Origin of the sequence: Microbulbifer elongatus (assembly GCF_021165935.1) — a bacterium.
Taxonomy (GTDB): Bacteria; Pseudomonadota; Gammaproteobacteria; order Pseudomonadales; family Cellvibrionaceae; genus Microbulbifer; species Microbulbifer elongatus.
The window spans coordinates 1,135,734-1,154,443 of record NZ_CP088953.1 but is presented as its reverse complement, the minus strand read 5'-3'; the positions used below and the strand labels follow the sequence as shown (position 1 = coordinate 1,154,443).

The following is an 18,710-nucleotide window of genomic DNA, read 5'->3' as shown; positions in this document are numbered from 1 at the left end:
CTTGGTCAGTGGCGCTGCATGGCCCATAATGGCCGCCCTTTTACCCGGCCGGCACTGCCGTCGACTTTGTGTAACACCAATGACTCTGTGTAAGTGACTCTCTGTTAATGACTCTCCGAGGAAGTAGATAACAAGATGTTGGATATCAACGCCCGTATCGCCGAAGAACTGAACGTGCGCCCACAACAGGTGGCCGCCGCCGTAGGACTGCTGGACGAGGGCGCCACGGTGCCATTTATCGCCCGCTACCGGAAGGAGGTCACCGGTGAACTGGATGACACCCAGTTGCGTACCCTGGAAGACCGCTTGCGCTACCTGCGCGAGATGGAAGAGCGCCGCGCGGCGATCCTCAAGAGCATCGACGAGCAGGGCAAGCTGACCCCGGAACTGGCGAGCCAGATCAACGCCGCAGACACCAAAAACCGCCTCGAAGACCTCTACCTCCCCTACAAACCCAAGCGCCGCACCAAGGGCCAGATCGCCATCGAAGCGGGCCTCGAGCCTCTCGCCGACGCCCTCTACGCCGATCCCACCCTGAACCCGGAAGAGGAAGCGCAGAAGTACCTCAACAGCGACAACGAAGACGCCGCCCTGCACGTCAAAGACATCAAGGGCGCGCTGGACGGTGCCAAGTTCATCCTGATGGAGCGCTTCGCCGAGGACGCCGAGCTGCTGGGCAAGCTGCGGGATTTCCTGAGCCGCGACGGCCAGGTGAAATCCAAGCTGCTGGACGGCAAGGAAGAGGAAGGCGCCAAGTTCCGCGACTACTTCGAATACGCGGAAGACTGGGCCAAGGTGCCCAGCCACCGCGCTCTGGCCATCTTCCGCGGCCGTAACGAAGGTATTCTGGCGATCAACCTGGGGCTGGAAGGCGACGAAGAGCGCGCGCCAACCCAGGCCCATCCCTGTGAGGCGATGATTGCCCGCCACGTGGAAATCGAAGATCAGGGCCGCCCGGCAGACAAATGGCTGGGTGAAGTGGTGCGCTGGACCTGGCGCATCAAATTGCTCACCAGCCTGGAAACCGATCTGCTGAGCCAGCTGCGCGAGAAGGCCGAAGAAGAAGCCATCAAAGTATTTTCCCGCAACTTGAAAGACCTGCTGCTGGCTGCGCCTGCCGGCCAGAAAGCCACCATCGGCCTGGACCCGGGCCTGCGCACCGGGGTGAAAGTGGCAGTGGTAGACGCCACCGGCAAGGTGCTGGATCACACCGCCATCTACCCGAATCCGCCACAAAACAAGCTGGCAGAATCCGCTGCGGTGATCGCCACCCTGTGCAAAAAGTACGACGTGGGCCTGATCGCCATCGGCAACGGCACCGCCAGCCGCGAGACCGACAAGTTCGTGGGCGAGACCATCAAACAGTTCAAACTCACCGCGCAGAAAGTGATGGTGAACGAGGCCGGCGCTTCCGTGTACTCCGCGTCCGAGTTTGCCGCCAAGGAGTTCCCGGATCTGGACGTAACCATCCGCGGCGCCATCTCCATTGCCCGCCGTTTACAGGACCCGCTCGCGGAACTGGTGAAGATCGAACCCAAATCCATCGGTGTGGGCCAGTACCAGCATGACGTATCCCAGTCGCAACTGGCACGCTCCCTGGACGCGGTGGTGGAAGACTGTGTAAACGGCGTCGGCGCCGAGCTGAACTCCGCCTCCGCACCGCTGCTGACCCGGGTTTCCGGCCTCTCCGCCTCCATCGCTGCCAATATCGTCAGCTACCGCGATCAGAACGGTGCTTTCAAAAGCCGCAAACAATTGAAAGAAGTACCGCGCCTTGGCCCCAAGGCATTCGAACAGGCTGCCGGCTTCCTGCGTATCAACAACGCGGAAGACCCCTTGGACAAATCCGGTGTGCATCCGGAAGCCTATGTGGTGGTGAAACGTATCGCCGAGAAAAACGGCCGCGAGATCAACAGCCTGATCGGTGACTCCGGTTTTCTGCGCAGGTTGAATCCCGCCGACTACACCGATGAAAAATTCGGTATTCCCACAGTAAAAGACATCATCAGCGAGCTGGAAAAACCCGGCCGCGACCCGCGCCCGGAATTCCGCACCGCCAAGTTCGAAGACGGCGTCGAGGAGATCAAGGACCTGCGCCCGGGCATGGTTCTGGAAGGCACTGTCACCAACGTCACCAACTTTGGTGCCTTTGTGGATATCGGCGTGCACCAGGACGGCCTGGTGCACATCTCTGCGCTGAGCGAGAAGTTCGTCAAGGATCCCCACGAAGTGGTCAAGGCGAACGACATCGTCAAAGTGAAAGTGATGGAAGTAGACGTCGCACGCAAGCGTATCGGCCTGTCCATGCGCATGAGTGACGAGCCCGGTGAGCAGGGCAGCGGCGGTGTGAAGCGCGGCGATCACCGCGAAAGCCGCCAGGCCCAGAGGTATCAAAAACAGGGCCACAACAACCGCAGCCGCCAGCAACAGGGTGGCGGCAACGGTGGCCGCGGCAGTATGGGCGACCTGCTGGCGGCGGCGATGAAGGGTAAAAAGTAAAAACTTTCTATTCCCGGGAAAAGTAAAGGGGCGGCCAGTGGCCGCCCCTTTTTTTATCCATTTTTTCTACCCTAGCCGCGCTCCTGCTGCAGCCTAGACTGCCACCACTCTACGGGTCCAGGGTTGCCCCAGTGCCTCGGGCTCGTTGAACAGGAAGTCAGAAATGGCCTGCATAATTCGGGTGTTATCCCCGGTGTGGAAGTTCACATTGCGCAACTGATCGAGATACAGGTTGAATGTGGGGCGTACCACACCCCCCTGTGGTGGCCGGAAAACCAGCTGGTGCCAGGAGTATTCCGGTGTATAGCCAAAAAAGTACAGGCCGAGTAACTCCCTGGTGAACACCCGCGGGTTGCCGCCATCGAAAAACATTTTTTTGCTGGCATTGAAAAAGGACTTCCAGGCGTTTTTCAGCGCTGGTGTTTCGCCAAAGCGCGAGGCATTCACCGCGAACCGGGTTACCTTGTCGCCATTGATTCGCTCCCAGCGCAACTGCTCCGTGGACGTGAGTGCGAGTGCAAACTGTTGCCGACCGCAGGCGGCGCCAATAATCAGGGCGTCATTCAGGATTGGGGTCCAGCCTTTCTCGCTCAGAATACTGCCACTGCGCACAACCGCCGCCGGATTTCTGTCGGCTGTGGGACTGGGGTTGGTCGTACGCCCGATGCGCCGCATGACCTCTGCGTAGACATGTTCCTTGGTGACCCTGTCCTGTATTCCATTGGCCCCGGTGATGCCAAAATTGCGGATATAGGCATCATCAAGCCGAATTTGCGTACCGCCGAGCAGAGTGAGCTTCAACATGTTGGTGGCGGTCGCGCGATACAGGTTGTACGCACAGTGGATGTAGTGCGCCATGGTGTTTTCGTCGTTCCAACTACCGGTGCGCCAGTTCCCCACCCAGGCATTATCCGCCCGGTACTGCTCTCTCAACCCCATTAACTGACGGGTAAATTCCGTTGCCGTAAGCATTGTGACTGTGACTCCCTGTAGCGATTCCCGAGTGGTTCATTGGCCACAAGGCTACAGGAGTGACGTTGTAGTCAGCATTTGAAAAAGCGTGGTAATCGGACAGAAGTTGCTGAGGATCCCTTGATATCAGTGCCGCGCGATAAACTCGCGCACTGCCCGCAGGAAGTCGCGAGAAGCGGCTTCACTCCCCAGCAGCAGGTGGCCGTTGCTATCCAGCCCGACAAACTCCGCATTGGGTATCGAGGCGGCCAGATTTCGCCCCACCTCCACGGGGATTCGCTGATCACCCAGCGAATGGAGAACCAGAGTGGGCACCCGCACTTGCGCCAGCCGTGCACGCACGTCGATATCACTGAATACCGACAGGAAGCGCACCGCATTTTCCGGCGAAGTAGTACGTCGCTGAAACTCATTGAACCAGGCAAGCTCCTGGCTATTGGCAGAGGGCAGGAACGTCGAGGAGAAAATCTGCCGGTAGGCCGGGTTATCCTGGCCCCAGCCCGTAGCGGTCAGTGTCATCACTGCTTCGCGCTCACGGGTCAGAGCGTCGCTGGCACCAATCCGCCAGCCCGCGGCGTAGCCGCCAAACAGAATCAGGTGCCGCACCCGCTCCGGGTAGCGCACCGCGTACTCAATAGAGACTGCCGCGCCCTGGGAAATACCCAGCAGGGAAAACCGCTGCTCCCCACAGGCATCGACCACCGTTTCCAGATCCGCGACAAACGAGTCGAAGGAAATTTCGTCGACATTCCAGTCGGACAACCCATTGCCACGCTCGTCGTAGCGGATAAAACGGTGATCGGCTGCGAGATCGCGAAACAGCGGACTCCATACCGGCGCCTCCCAATCGTGCTCGAGGTGGGTGAGCCAGTTGGCGGCCTTGATAATCGTCGGCCCCTCACCCACCGAGGCGTAGGCGATGCGGACGCCGTCGCTGGCGCGGCAGAAGTGAATTTTCTGGCGCGCCAGCAGCTGGCGGCCAGTGAGGCCGGCGGCCTCGGGCGTGGGACCCGTTGCGGCTTGCACCCGGTCTGCAACCGACCAGGAAATGGCTGCGCGCCGGAACCGGTGGGCAAGCTCTTCGCTGGTGCGGGCCAGTTCGGCGGTGAGCCCCAATCGGTCCAGCAGAGTCACCAGCGCAGTGGCCGCATCGGGGCACAGTGGTGCCAGCTCCTGCCAGCGCCGGGTCCACACCAGTTGCTCATCCAGCGCGTGATCCGGGTGCTGTGCCAGTCGCGCGCAGGCGCGTGTCAAGCACCGCTCCTGCTCGCGGCGCTCGCCGTTCAGCCAGCGCTGGTAAATATCCTGCTCGGGTAGCTCCAGCCCTTCGAGAAAGGGCGCATTGAGACAACTGGCGATTTCACCGAGCCGGGACACACTCAGGGAGGGTCGGCGCAGCTCTTTCGCTAGCAAGTGGGTATCGATGTCGATGTCACTGGCGTCCAGCGCGACCCGTTCACGGTCGGCGCGCAGCCGCTCAACACCCGGGCTGTTCACCACTGGTCGCAGCTTGCTGAGAGACCAGCGCAATGAGCCCCTCGGGTCATTGGGCGATTCCCAGAACGCCTCGCACAAACTGTCGCGGCGATGCGGGCGCGCGGTTATCGCAAGATAGGCCAACAGGGCGCGAGTGCGTTTGGACGCGGGTAGTTTGACTTCAACACCATCCCTAGAGGGTGCGAGGCCACCCAGGGTATTGATCGTAACCGCCACCGGTTAACTCCTTTCTATTCGCTCGGCGCACCTTTTGTGTGTTGCGGCTGCTGCCACTGTGACGTGCAGTCCGCTGAAAATCCCTGTGCAAGTCGTCGAATAATACCCGGTCACACTATTTCAGAGCATAAAATTTATCCGGGATTGGGACCTTTGCCCTGTAGAAACGGAATTTTTTGTTTCCCGGCGGTATTCCGCTACGTATCAACCCCTGCTGCGGTTAATTGGTGGACGACTGAAATTCCGAACCTGCATCGCAGAAAAAATGCATCGGCCGCGCCAGCGTGGGGTGCTCAAAACCGAGTTCCTGTGCGTGCAGTAACAGCCTCGGTGCCGCATTTTCGGCATCGGGGTGGGCGTAGAATGGATCACCCAGTATGGGGTGCCCGATCGCCTGCATATGCACCCGCAACTGGTGCGAGCGCCCGGTTATCGGCAGCAGGCGCAGCAGGGTGGCGCCTCCATCGCTTTCGAGTTTCTGCCAGCGGGTTCGGGACGCTTTGCCGGACCCGAAGCACACCTTCTGCCGCGGCCGGTTCGGCCAGTCACAGATCAACGGCAGATCCACCTCGCCCTCATCCTGCTCGGGCTCACCCCATACCCGCGCCAGGTAACTTTTTTCTACCTGCCGATTCTGGAACAGACCGCTCAGCTGTCGGTGCACCTCCGCCCCCCGCGCCATCACCACCAGCCCGGAGGTATCCATATCCAGTCGGTGCACGATCAGCGCACCCGGGTACTCCTGCTGTGCGCGGCTGGCCAGGCTGTCTTTGTGGGTGGGGTCACGCCCGGGCACAGTGAGCAGGCCACTGGGTTTGTCCAGTACCAGCAGCTGGGCGTCACTGTAGACGACATCAAGAAAAGGGTCGGCAGGGGGGGTATAGGGACGCAAGGGTTGACCTCGGCACAACAGCAAATAGCCGCAAGCTTACGCAATTCTTCCCTCCCAGCACACACTACACCTTGTCATCACTCCCCATGGGATATACGATTTATATATATTTCATATATAAATACCACTATCCCTGTCCACCACTATAGGGAGGAACACTCGGTGGGAATCGTCAAAATTTCCGACGCACTGCACGATGAGATCCGTCACGCAAGTACCGTCATGTCGCGGTCAATCAACGCACAGGCCGAGTTCTGGGTGCGCATCGGCATGCTTGCAGAGCTCAACCCGGACCTGAATTACACCCAGCTGTGCAAGATACTGTTGCGCAATCCAGCACCCAACCTGGAAACTCTGGTGCGCGAGGAGTCCGGTACTCATGAATAGGGTGCAGGTGAAATCGCCCCAGCAACAGGCACTGATGCGTGCGTCGGGGCGGCTGCTCAGCCAGGTCTTCGCCATGCTGGATGAATTTGTCGCAGCCGGGGTCACTACCATGGAGATCGACCGTCAGGTGGACGACTATATCGTCAAGACACTCAATGCCCGCCCCGCCAGCAAAGGTCAGTACGACTACCCCTATACACTCAACTGTTCGATCAATGAAGTGGTGTGCCACGGCGTGCCCAGCGCATCGCGCAAGCTGAAAAACGGCGACATCGTCAATCTGGATATCACCCTGGAGAAAAATGGTTTTGTCGCCGACTCCAGTAAAATGTACCTGATCGGAGAGGTTGCCCCAGCCGCACACAAGCTGGTGAAGGCCACTTATGCGGCCATGTGGAAAGGGATTGCCCAAGTGCGCCCCGGAGCCAGACTGGGCGATATTGGTCACGCAATCCAGAAGTACGCCGAGCACTGTGGATACAGCGTTGTACGGGAATACTGCGGCCACGGCATAGGCCGGGAAATGCACGAGGCCCCGCAGGTACTGCACTTTGGCCGCCCGCATACCGGAGAGGTGCTGCAGGAGGGCATGACCTTTACCATCGAACCGATGATCAACCAGGGCACCCACAAAACCAAAACGCTAAAAGACGGGTGGACGGTAGTGACGCGGGACAAAAAGTTGTCCGCTCAGTGGGAGCATACGGTGTTGGTGACCGCGGATGGCTATGAAGTCCTGACACTGCGTGTCGAAGAGGCCGACTTACACAGAAAACCCGAGAGTAGACTGTGAAAGAAATCCGTTTCTCAAAAGACCAGAAAGAACGTATGGTCAGCAAGATCAAATCCTATTTCCACGATGAACTGGATCAGGATATCGGAGGCTTTGAAGCAGAGTTTTTAATCGACTTTTTTGCCCGAGAGCTGGGGCCCTATTTCTACAACCGCGGTATTTTTGATGCCCAGCAGATCTTTAATGAGAAAGCCGAGGAAGTGGGATACGTGATTCAGGAGCTTGAGCAACCGGAGAGCTACTGATGCACGCGCGCGATCGACGTGCCGAAACATGCAGTTCTCGGAACTATGGGAAGCTGCCCGCTCAGACCAGCATGCCGCGCAACATGCGCAACAACACCTGGCGACTGCTGGCGCCGTCGATACCGACACTGGTGACCGCGGAAAACTCCAGGCATTGCACCATCCACATAAACATCTGTGCATCCAGCTCCGGCGCGTCGGTTCCCAGCGGCTCGATAAATTCGCGGGCGATACCCGAGAGCCAGTCATTGTATCCGTGAATTTTTTCCGCCAGGGCAGCGGACGGATGCTGCTCGTACAGATATTGGCATTCGATGCGCAGTTGCCGCAGACGGGCGGTGGGCCCGGTATCAATCAGCTGTGCGAAGACCTCGGCGACCCCTTCGATATATTGCGTTCGATCCTTTAAGGCTCCGTTGCTATCAACAGAGCGGGACAACAGCTCATGCTGCGCCCGCCGCAGATCCTCGTTCACCGGCTGCATCGACTTGCAGTACTCGTCGAACGCCGCAACCAGAATATTGTCGATGGTACCGAAGTAATAGGTCGTCATCGCCAACTGCACACCGGCTTCACTGGCAATGGAACGGTGCGACAGAGCAGCAAGCCCCTTGCGGGCAATCAGGTCCAGAGTGGCATTCAGGATCTTCGCCTTGGCGATCTCACGCTTTTCCGCCTTCTTGTTGGTTGCCGCTGGCTTGCGGGGGGAAGCAGCGGAAAAATTCTCGCCAGCTCCGCTACTGGAAACCATATCGAATCCTCGAAAGGGACTAATTTCGGGTGCACCCGATGTACGAAACACGCACCCTATACAATGGTCAATTATCGGTCAATCGTACAAGGAACGCACAAAGTTCGAGCAATTTGTCATTCAGCACAACAACTACCCGTACTATTGCACCATTTTCGCGCCATATTAATCATTATTCCGCAATATTTCCCAAACATCAGATCATAAATTCCGCTCCAACTGCCCCAGAGCCGGCTGCGCACGTATAGGCGCCTCAAGGTCGCGATCCAGGTCTTCATCGCTCAGAAACAGATTCCGCAACTGGTAGAGACATTCACCACCGCTATTGCTACCACACACTTGAGCCAGAGTGACCCATGCACCGGGTCAGAGTCAGGCATGTACTACGACAACCTTTCATCACACTACCCCAGGTGACCGCGACCATCGCATGACCGTAAACCGATCATATAAGTTGCAGGCGCTAAGCCCCGAGACCAGCAGCGCGTGTCGCCACACCGGATATCGACAGCAATGACAGGTGTATTCTGCCGCTGGGCCTTGCGGGTATTACGAGGCGATATCACTTGATAAAGCGAGTGCTCGCGCGCCCCGGTACCCCCCCACAGACAACCGACTGCACGCATTGCTCCGCGAGGGTAAAATGGCACACATACTCCCTCTGTAAGCTATGTGTTTGGGCAAAGCACTCGCTCAATCGCAGTGTCAATATCTTACTCTCAAGACACAGCTCGGATGCTTCCGCCACCTCAAAGCCAAAGAAATCCTGCACTGCGGGGTAAAGCGCCTTGAACAGGCTCTCTTTCGCGGAAAAGATCAGGGTGAGAGCCACGTGCTCGGACATACCCTCAGCCTGGAACAGATCCCGTTCCCGACCGGTAGAGATAGTACTCGCCACCTCACGACAAGTTTTGGCGGACATCCACAATTCCACGTCGATACCAAGAAAATCCATTTCTGCACTGGGGGCTACCGCGCACACTGCCATGCCGGCCACATGGGAGATAGAACCGACCACACCACTGGGCCAGAGTGGGTTGCGCTGTGCGCCAATACCGATCTGGACACACTGATTGTGCACCGATGGCAGATATTGCAACGCCAGCGCTCCCGCATAGCGGCCGGCGAGAAACTCAGCCTGCCGTTTAGGCACCGAGCGTCTGATCGACGGAGGCATCGCGATACCCAATACGTCGTAGCAGCATGGATGATACCTGTCTACCTCAAAAGTACAGCTGACCATGCGCACGCCGGTACGCGGATCCACCTGAGATTCAACCTGGCCAATAAAACCCCGGTCATCCCGAGGCAAATTCTTTCCGGTTGCCTGCCGCATCAGAGTCTTCTCCAGAACTGCTTACCTCCTGCGCTTCTTTACCGAACGACCGCAGCGTGCCAAACATCGCACAGAGCAGCAGTGCCAGGCCGAAGCTCACCGCGCCCAAGGCAAAAATACTCAGGGACGTCGACAAAAATTTCCCCAGGGCCCCCGCGCCCACGCTGCCCAGCGAGTCTCCACTGGCATCCTGCGCCATCCAGATGGCATTCACCCGCCCCAGATACTGGTCCGGCGTCGCCTCCTGCACCAGACCGTACTGCAGCAGCCCGGTAATCGACACCAGATAGCCAAATGCCGCCAGCAGCACCAGAGCCACGGGCAAGTTGGCATTCAGCCCCAACACCGCCAGTACCGCAAAGGCGCCAAGCGCCGTGAGCGCCATGACCACGCCGGGCCGCCGCACATGGTTCGCCCAGCCACTCACCAACGCCCCCAGCGTCGCCCCCACTGGCACCGCCGCATAAAACAGCCCCAGCTCAAACGCGCCACCGGCAAATATCGTCTCCACCCAGGCCGGAAACAACACCCGCACCCCGGTGATCAGGGTCACCAGCGTACCCAGCAATACTACTGCCAGCACCACCGGACTGCGCCAGATAAACACAAACCCATCCGCCAGCGCCCGCAGTGGATTGTGCGACGCCATCGGCGGCGGCTGCATACGCGGCAGACCGAGCAGCGGAATCAGCGTCAACCCGGTTCCCAGCGCCGCCAGTAGATAGTTCCAGCCCACATGACTCGCCGCAATGATCGCCCCGCCAAGCGCCGGCGAAATCACCGTGGCCAGACGCATCGACACCATACTCACCGCCCGCGCCTGCACCAGATGCTCGCGCCCCACGATAAACGGCATCGCTGCCAACAGCGCCGTCACCCCCAGCGCGCCAAAGAAACCATCCCATGCCGCCAGTGCATACAGCACCCACAGCTGAGGTTCTGGCAACCACGCATTGAGCGCAAGCCCGAGAAAACCGATGCCACAGGTCGAGCGCGCAAACAGAATCAGTTTTTTCCGATCGTACTGATCTGCCAATACGCCTCCCCACAACAAGCCCACAAACAGTCCGATACCCTCAATGGCCATCACCAGGCCTACATGAAAACTGTCTTTGGTCAACTCGTAGGTCTGCAGCGGAATTGCCACCGACAACATGCCCAGGCCCAACAGGGAAATGGTGCGGGCGATAAAAACATTTCTGAAATGCCGGTTGGTTTTCAGGATGGAAAAATCGACGAAGATACTTTTCTTAGACATAGCAATTGAGAATATTTTCTAAATTTTGGTGGATGCGCTTTGCGTATCCACCCTACGAAGTTACGAGGCCTGTTGTGAAAGCAAAATCCCGGGTGTAGGTTTTTGGGAGCGTCGCAAACAGGATGTTTGCGCCGCAGCGCCCAGGGATGGGTTTACAGCGGTCCCGAAAACCTACACCCGGGACTTTGCTGCCACCCGACCAGCAAAAGAACTTACGCGGTCTCAGACAGATCCAGGCTCTCAGGACTGGCAACCTCAGACTCCTTTATCAACCGATCCAGCAAAGGCCCCAAAGTCTCCAGCGACTCTGGCGAGAGAATGTCATCGTGCGCCCGCTCAGCAAGGCGGTGCACATCCAGCGCGCCAACCAAAGGTCGCCAATCTTCCTCAGGATTGATGTACTCGGGCAGCGACTGCTCCGCTACGAATAATGTCACCCGCCCGTCATAAACCGGCGTACGCGCTTGTGACAACAACCGCACCGCATCCTGATAATTGGCAAAAATCTGCTGCAGAATTGCCTCCCGCTCTGCCCGCAACGACTCGTCTTCCGACCCATCGCCACCGGCAAACGCCTCCTGCAACAACTGCGTCTGCTCCCGCTCCGCGCCCACGGCCGCCTCGGCACCTTCAGGATCAGACCAGTCGTGCACCTCCGCCGGGTAAGTATCGAGAAGGCCGAGAAACGCCACCTCCTCACCCAGCGCCCGCAACGCCGCCGCCACCCCGTATGCCACAGAACCGCCCAGCGAATAGCCCAGCAGGTAATAAGGCCCCGTCGGCTGCACCCGCCGTACAATCTCCAGCTGCCGCGCAATCAGCGCCTCCATATCCGCGCTGGTGGCGATCAGCCCTCCGGGGCGCGGCGACTGCAAACCCATCACCGGGCGCTCGCTGTCGATATAGCGGGTCAGTACCGAGTACTGCCAGGCAAAGCCGGAGCCGGGGTAAAAACAGATCAGCGGTTTCCCTGAGCCCGCGCGTAACGGCAACACCGCATCGAAACCCTCAGACCCAAAGTCACTCAACATTTCCGACAGTTTCAGGTTCGCCGCCAACTGTTCCACCGTAGGCGCAGTGATGATCTGACCCACACTGACCGGACGCTGCAGCTCGCGACGAATTTCTGCCGCGAGGCGCATGGCCAGCAGCGAGTGCCCGCCAAGCGCAAAGAAATCGTCATCGGCGAATACCTGTTCCCGCTGCAGTAGTCGGGCAAAAATTTCCGCGATACGGGACTCCACACCCCGGGCGGGCATTCGCCCGTCTCGCTGTTGATCTGCCACAGCTTCCGGCAGGGGTAGCGCACGGCGATCCAGCTTGCCGTTGGCGCTGAGGGGAAACGCATCCATAAATACGTAAGCCACCGGTACCATATGCGCTGGCAGACTGGCGGCAAGATGCGCAGTGATCACCGCAATTTCCGGCGGTTTGGAATCCTGGGAGGCGATCAGGTAGGCCACCAGTTGGCGGCTGTCCATGACCGGGTTTTCTTCCGTCCCCAAACTGATCGCGCTGACCACCGCATTGGCAATTTCCGGCATCGCCAACAATTGCGTTTCTATCTCTCCCAGCTCCACCCGCAGCCCGCGAATTTTTATCTGGTCATCGGCGCGACCCAGATATTCAATATCGCCGCCGGGCAACCAGCGCACCAGATCACCGGTGCGATACATGCGCGCGCCCGGTGTGCTGCTATAGGGGTCAGCGACGAAACGTCCGGCACTGAGCCCGGCGCGACCGAGATAGCCCAACGCCAGTTGCACACCACACAGATACAACTCGCCGGTCGCTCCCACCGGTACCGGGCGCAGACGGTGATCCAGTACCCGCAGCTGGGTATTCCACACCGGCCGACCTATGGGCACGCCCGCACCGGCACCGCTGAAATCCCCAGTGAGCGCAGAAAAGTAACTCACATCCACCGCCGCCTCGGTGGGGCCGTATAGGTTGTGCAATTGGGCACCAAAACGCGCAGCAAAGGCGTCCGCATGGGCGCGGGTCAGTGCTTCGCCGCTGGCAAACACCAGGCGCAGGCTGGGGCAACTTTTTTCGGCACTTGAAGAAAAATGTTCCGTAAACAGCGCGAGCATCGAAGGCACAAAGTGCAGGCAGCTCACACCGAAATGATCGATGGTTTGCGCCAGCTGTTGCGGGTCCCGGTGAGCGTCCGGCTCCGCCATCACCAGGCGCGCACCCACCATCAGTGGCCAGAAGAACTCCCACACGGACACATCGAAACTGCAGGGCGTTTTCTGCAGCACCACATCCTCACTGGTCAGCACATATTGCTGTTGCATCCACAGAATACGATTGACGATCGCGCTGTGTGTGACCAGCACCCCCTTGGGGCGGCCAGTGGTGCCCGACGTATATATGAGATAGGCGGGATGCGCTGCGGTCAGTGTCGGCAATGGGAATTCGCTATGCGCCGGCGGTTCGCGCAAATGATCGAATACCAGCAGCGGTGTCGATGAAAGCGCAGCAAACCGCGCGCGCTGTTCGCCATCGGTAATCAGCAACTTCGCATCGGCATCCTGCAACATAAACTCCAGACGCTCGTCGGGATAACCGAGATCCAGCGGCAGGTATGCAGCGCCCACCTCGATCACTGCCAGCAACGCCAGGCTCAATCGCACCGAGCGCGGCAGTGCCACGGCGACAATACCGCCGGGGCGCACACCGGCGTCGACCAATTCTCTGGCCAGGGTCTGCACCTGGGTACGCACTTCGCTGTAACTCAGCGCATCCCGTGCATCCACAAGGGCCGGCGCATCGGGGGAGTGTCTGGCCTGAGCGTGCAGTAAATCCCGCAGGGTGCGGGCGGGCAGAGGTAACTCGGTGTCATTGACCCCATCAATCAGCAGTTGCTCCGATGCGGATAACAGCGGGGTTTGCTGCAACGGCCGCTCGGGCTGCTCAATTAATCCGATCAACAGGTCGCGGGCGCGCTCGGCAATCCAGGCGGCATCAGCTACCGCCCCGCGGTTTTCCACCAGCAGAGTCAGTTCCTCACCGGGAATCACCAATAGTGCCAGGGGGTAGTGGCTGTAGCCGCGGTTGTGAATATCTCCCACCACCAGCGGTTCGCCGTCGGTGCCGGTAAGCTGCTGATCCAGATAACGGCTGTCCGGCCCAGTGGAAAGGGGATAATTTTCTACCACCAGTAATGTATCGAACAGTTGGCCGCTGCCGGCAAGCTGCTGGATTTCAACCAACCCGAGCCCGTCGTTTTCCAGCACTTCGCTGTGACGCTGCTGGATCAGGCCGGTCTGCGCCCACAGGCTGGCACTGGGGTCCAGCGCCACCCGCACCGGCAGGGTATTCAGGAACAGGCCCACCTGATCTTCGATACCGGCAATGGGCGCAGTGCGCCCGGATACCGGTGTACCAATTACAATATCCTCACGGCCGCTGAGACCGGAGAGCAGTTGCGCCCACACGCCCTGCATGACCGCATTCAGAGTGAGTCCGCGGGCACGGATTTCACGATTCAATTGTGCGGTTTGTTCCGCGGGAAGCTGCAGTGCAAATTCGGCAACCGGCGCAGCTGTATCCGCCTGTTCGAATAGCACGCAGGGCTGCACACCGTCGAGCAGCCGCTGCCAGAGTGCGCGGGCCCCGGTGTTATCCCGCGCGGCCAGCGCACCCACCACCTGTGCATAACCCACCGGCAGTGGCGGCAGTTGCGCGCGATCTTCGCGGTATGCGGAAATCAGATCCTGCAGTAGCAGCGGTGTGGACCAGCCGTCGATCACCAGATGATGGGTCACCAGTAGCAACCGGTAATCGGTATTGCCGGTGCGTACCAGCGCCGCGCCGAGCATGCCAGCGAAGCGGTCGGCGGGATACTGCTGCTCCAGCATTTCCCGCTCGATTTCCTGTAGCCGTTGCGCGCGAATAACCGGTGTCTGATTACTGAGATCCTCACTGCGCCAGGGCCATTGCAACGCCGATGAAGGCGGCAACAGAAAGCGCGGCTCATCGCAGGTTTCGCTGTCGAACAGGCCAGCCAGTTGCGGGTGGCGGGTGAGGACCGCATTTAATGCGCGCTGCAGGCGCGATGGGTCGAGGGCACCTTTTAACGTCAGGCGAGTGAATGCGTTATAGGCACTATTGTGCTCGGCACCGGGAGTGGTGTTCGAGGTTGCCTGCACATGGAACAACATCCCCTGCTGCAGTGGCAGCACCGGTGCCGCATCTTCAAAGTCACCGTGGCGGGCGCGCAGGGATTCCTCCTCCTGCGCCGGCAGCGACCAACCCGCAGCAATTTTTTCTGCTTGCAGCGGCTGCAATTGCAACGCCAGCTGCCGCGCTGTGCGGAGGGAGAAAATCTGGCTGGGCTTCAGCAGCTGGCCCGCATCCCGCAGGCGGGTACACAGCACAATTGCGGTAATCGAGTCGCCACCGAGCGAGAAGAAATCGTCTTCAGCGCCGACACCTTGAAGTGATCCCAGCAACGGGGATAACTGGAGAACCTCGGCAATGGCCTCGCACAACAGTTTTTCACCGGCGGTACGCGGCGGCTCACCTGCGCCACTGCCGATCCGAATGTTCTCCCGCGCCAGCTGCAACAGCGCGCGGCGATCGACCTTGCCGCTCATATTGCGCGGCAGGTTATCCAGTACCAGCAGCAATGCCGGTACCGCGTATTCCGGTAACTGCTTGCGCAGCTGCGCCTGCAGATCCTGCGCGCGCCCGTGACGTTCACTGGCGCCAACACCGGGAATCGCACAGCAGCCAATCAGGCGATGGGAGTGATTGACCGGCTCGGCAATCACTACGGCACTTTCTACCTGTGGCAAAAGCGACAGGGCATTTTCCACCTCCCCGAGCTCCACCCGGTGGCCGCGCACTTTGATCTGGTCGTCACTGCGACCGAGAAATTCCAGTTGCCCGCTGCTGTTCCAGCGCACCAGGTCACCGGTTCGATACATGCGCACACCGTTGTCGCTGCTACTGGCAAACGGATCGGCAATAAAGCGTCCGGCAGTGAGGCCACCTCGAGCCAGATAGCCGCGGGCAAGACCGGCACCGCTCAGGTACAGCTCGCCAACAGCACCCACTGGTAACGGCTGTAGATGGGCATCCAGCACGTACACCGCGGTATTGCCTACGGGCCGCCCAACAACCGGCTGTGCACTTTCTGCAATCGGTGCGCGCAGTGCATCCACGGTGTACTCCGTCGGGCCATACAGGTTTTGCGCATCAAGCCACGGCTGTGCGCGCTGTTGAGTGCGCAACTGTTGCCACAGCGCCGCAGGCGCCGCTTCGCCACCAATGGCAAGCAGCAGCGGTCGGTGTTTACCCGCGGCAAACAGGCCACAGTTGAGCATCTGGGCGAGTAGCGACGGCGGCAGATCCAGCGCGTCGATACGCTGCTGCTGGATTTTCTGCACCAGCCCCTCTGCGTCCCGGCGCAACTCTTCATCAAACATATGCAGTTCCTGCCCCAGCAGCAACCAGAAAAACTGCACCCAGGAAGAGTCGAATGAAAAGGTGTGGGTGTGCGCCGCACGCAGGCTGCGCCCGGGTTCCCGCTCCGCCAGCCGCGCGACCGCCGGTAACAAATAACTCTCGCGGTGGGACTGGAACAGGTTCAGCAGCGCGCCCTGGGTATTCATCACCCCTTTGGGGCGACCGGTGCTGCCGGAGGTAAAAATCACATAAGCGATGGTGTCCTGGGTAATAGGTGCAAGCCGCTCCTCCTGGGTAAGCGGTGCGCCGGATATGGGTTCCAGCTCAGCCTGAAGTTGGTCCAGATTCAGCCGCGTAACCTTGCACAGTGGACTATCCGGGCCCGCTTCGATCTGCGAATCCGCGCTGGCCAATAACAGGGACGGGCAGGCGTCCTCGCACATGGCTTCAATGCGCTCGGCGGGGTATTCCAAATCAATGGGCAACAGGGTCGCACCGCTGTTCAGTACCGCAAAAATGGCCACCACCGATTCCACGGAGCGCGGCGCAGCCAGCGCAACGACTTTGCCCGGGCCCATAGCGCGCGAAATCAGCAACCGGGTTAATCGGGCCACCGCTTGTTGCAACTCGAGAAAGTTGAGACTGCGGGCCGTGGCGGAATTCGCGCTGGAAAAAACCAGTGCGCGCCCACGCGGCCGCTCCTCGGCCTGAAAGGTCAACCAGTCGGCAATGGTGTGACGCGCGGCGTCCAGGCCAAAACGTCGCCCCCGTGACCAACGGGCGATCTCCGCCTGCTCACCGGGCGCATGAAAATCCAATTGGGAAAGTGTCTGCGCAGGCTGCGACAGCCAGTTATCCACAGCCGCACGCAGGCGCGCACCGTGGCGCTGCAGATCCTCGGCGCTGTAACGGCGACTATCCGCGCGCAGATCCAGCTGCAACCGATTGTGTTCGCCCTTACTTCCTCCCTTACCTCCTCCTTCACCTCTGCCGTGGACCAGCACACCAATTTCCAGATCGTCCACGGGGCCGGTGGCCAGGGCATGGGTGTGCGCCACGCAACCGGCAAAATCTGCAGCCAGATCAAACGGCTTGTAATTAATGACCGGGCCGTAAAGCGACTGGCCTGCGCTGCCTTGTGAACGCTCTCGCTGAATCTGCTCCGCCGGATAACGCTGGTGTGGGCGCACCTGTGCCAGCGCTTTCTTGAAGGCGGTGGCGCAGGCGATCAGATCCATGCCGGCGTCCAGGTGCACCTTCACCGGCAATACATTGACCACCGGGGCCAGCGAACGGATCGCCACCGAACCCATGCGCCCCATAAATGGCACCCCAACGATCTGGTGGAATTGCCCACTGATCCGCGCGAGATAGGCAACCAGCAAGCCCATCAACAGATCCGGCGCCGCCAGCCGCACACCCTGCTCCTGTGCACACTGGTGCAGTCGCGCCATCGTATTTTCCGGCAGATCAACAGTGTGATGCTCACCATTGCTGACCGGTAAATTCGAAAGCGCCTGGTTATCGCTGGTGATCGGGCGCGCCCTGAGACTAGCAGGCTGCGGCGCATCGTCCAGATAGGCACTCCAGAAATCGCGGTTTTTTGCCCATTTCGCGGAGGCCTTGTATTCGGTCTGATCCTGCACCACGGCGTCAGCACCGATAAAAGGGCACTCTCCGATAGGCTGGCAGCGCACCATCGCAGTGTAAATTTCTGCGATACGGCGGGTAAGCGTGGCAAAGCTGTAGCCGTCGAGATTGATATGGTGATAGCGCTGGTACCAGAGGGTTTTTGTTGTGCCTTTATTGTCGAGCACACGATAAATACGCTGGCAGGTGAGCGCTTGGTTCCCGGTAGCATCCAGCGGCTGGCGCGTGTCGTTTCTGATTTCATCCCAGGCTTTTTGCGCACCGTGATCTTCACTGGTGAGATCAGAAAATTCCGCCTCCGGAATCGGGTTTTCAGACTGACCCTGCAGGCGCTGACGCGGCTTTTCGCTGTCAAAGATGGCCGTCACCGTATCGGCTTCGCTCAGGCCGAGGCCGATAGCATCCCGTAATATCGCAACATCAATATCACCGGGCAGTTCCAGGCAATGGGCAATCACATAGGTGGTGTGATCACTGGAAACCTTGTCCGCATACCAGATACCTTCCTGGGTGCTGGTGAGCGGTATCCACTGCTCGCTCATGCGGGCACCTCTGCATTGACTGTTTCTGCAAATGGATTGATGGAGTGCCAGTGTGCATCCACGTAGTCACTACAGGCTTCCCGCGTATCCGGGCCATGCATCCTTTCCCAGCCGGCGGGCACAGCCCTAAACTCGGGCCACAGGCTGTACTCGCCATTGGCATTTTTCAGTACCAGAAACGAATGGGCGTCACTGTCGAAGGGGTTGGTATAGTTTTCGCTGTTCATGTACTTACCTCTGAAACATTCAAAAAG

Annotated in this window: 12 protein-coding genes; 4 read left to right on the top strand and 8 right to left on the bottom strand. The window is 59.4% G+C overall.

Going from position 1 to position 18,710, the window contains the following annotated elements:
* Window positions 1-135 precede the first annotated feature (135 nt).
* Window positions 136-2,499 carry a Tex family protein gene (locus LRR79_RS04780; protein ID WP_231759268.1) on the top strand — a complete coding sequence of 788 codons (2,364 nt, stop codon included), beginning with the start codon at window positions 136-138 and terminating at the stop codon, window positions 2,497-2,499.
* Window positions 2,500-2,592: 93 nt separating this feature from the next.
* Here the strand turns inward: LRR79_RS04780 and LRR79_RS04775 are convergent, their stop codons facing one another.
* The 3 genes from LRR79_RS04775 to LRR79_RS04765 all read right to left on the bottom strand — a co-directional run bounded on the left by LRR79_RS04775 (window position 2,593) and on the right by LRR79_RS04765 (window position 6,076).
* Window positions 2,593-3,471: a hypothetical protein gene (locus LRR79_RS04775; protein ID WP_231759267.1), complete on the bottom strand. Its 879-nt coding sequence runs from the start codon at window positions 3,469-3,471 to the stop codon at window positions 2,593-2,595.
* 126 nt (window positions 3,472-3,597) lie between these two features.
* A complete protein-coding gene (locus LRR79_RS04770; protein ID WP_231759266.1) occupies window positions 3,598-5,184 on the bottom strand; it encodes an alpha/beta hydrolase in 1,587 nt (528 codons plus the stop codon).
* Window positions 5,185-5,404: 220 nt separating this feature from the next.
* On the bottom strand, window positions 5,405-6,076 hold the full coding sequence (locus LRR79_RS04765; protein ID WP_231759265.1) for a pseudouridine synthase: 672 nt from the start codon (window positions 6,074-6,076) through the stop codon (window positions 5,405-5,407).
* 162 nt (window positions 6,077-6,238) lie between these two features.
* On the opposite strand from LRR79_RS04765, the gene LRR79_RS04760 reads away from it, so the two are divergent.
* The 3 genes from LRR79_RS04760 to LRR79_RS04750 are packed head-to-tail and all read left to right on the top strand — an operon-like array spanning window position 6,239 to window position 7,501.
* Window positions 6,239-6,463, top strand: coding sequence for a ParD-like family protein (locus LRR79_RS04760; RefSeq protein WP_231759264.1), 225 nt, complete (start codon window positions 6,239-6,241; stop codon window positions 6,461-6,463).
* Window positions 6,456-7,256, top strand: coding sequence for a type I methionyl aminopeptidase (gene map / locus LRR79_RS04755; protein WP_231759263.1), 801 nt, complete (start codon window positions 6,456-6,458; stop codon window positions 7,254-7,256). The genes LRR79_RS04760 and map overlap by 8 nt, the downstream gene beginning before the upstream one ends.
* Entirely contained in the window at window positions 7,253-7,501 is a 249-nt protein-coding gene (locus LRR79_RS04750) for a DUF2164 domain-containing protein (protein ID WP_231759262.1), read from the top strand. Before map ends, LRR79_RS04750 begins: the two co-directional genes overlap by 4 nt.
* Before the next feature lie 61 nt (window positions 7,502-7,562).
* Here LRR79_RS04750 and LRR79_RS04745 read toward each other — a convergent pair whose 3' ends face one another.
* From LRR79_RS04745 to LRR79_RS04725, 5 genes are all read right to left on the bottom strand, one after another.
* A complete protein-coding gene (locus tag LRR79_RS04745) occupies window positions 7,563-8,252 on the bottom strand; it encodes a TetR/AcrR family transcriptional regulator (protein WP_231759261.1) in 690 nt (229 codons plus the stop codon).
* A 562-nt stretch (window positions 8,253-8,814) separates the two neighbouring features.
* Window positions 8,815-9,588 (bottom strand): 4'-phosphopantetheinyl transferase family protein, encoded by a 774-nt coding sequence (locus LRR79_RS04740; protein WP_231759260.1) that lies wholly within the window; start codon window positions 9,586-9,588, stop codon window positions 8,815-8,817.
* Window positions 9,551-10,846 carry an enterobactin transporter EntS gene (gene entS / locus LRR79_RS04735; protein ID WP_231759259.1) on the bottom strand — a complete coding sequence of 432 codons (1,296 nt, stop codon included), beginning with the start codon at window positions 10,844-10,846 and terminating at the stop codon, window positions 9,551-9,553. Before entS ends, LRR79_RS04740 begins: the two co-directional genes overlap by 38 nt.
* Window positions 10,847-11,058: 212 nt before the next feature.
* A complete protein-coding gene (locus tag LRR79_RS04730; protein WP_231759258.1) occupies window positions 11,059-18,456 on the bottom strand; it encodes a non-ribosomal peptide synthetase in 7,398 nt (2,465 codons plus the stop codon).
* Window positions 18,453-18,683 (bottom strand): MbtH family protein, encoded by a 231-nt coding sequence (locus LRR79_RS04725; RefSeq protein ID WP_231759257.1) that lies wholly within the window; start codon window positions 18,681-18,683, stop codon window positions 18,453-18,455. The genes LRR79_RS04730 and LRR79_RS04725 overlap by 4 nt, the downstream gene beginning before the upstream one ends.
* Window positions 18,684-18,710: the final 27 nt, after the last annotated feature.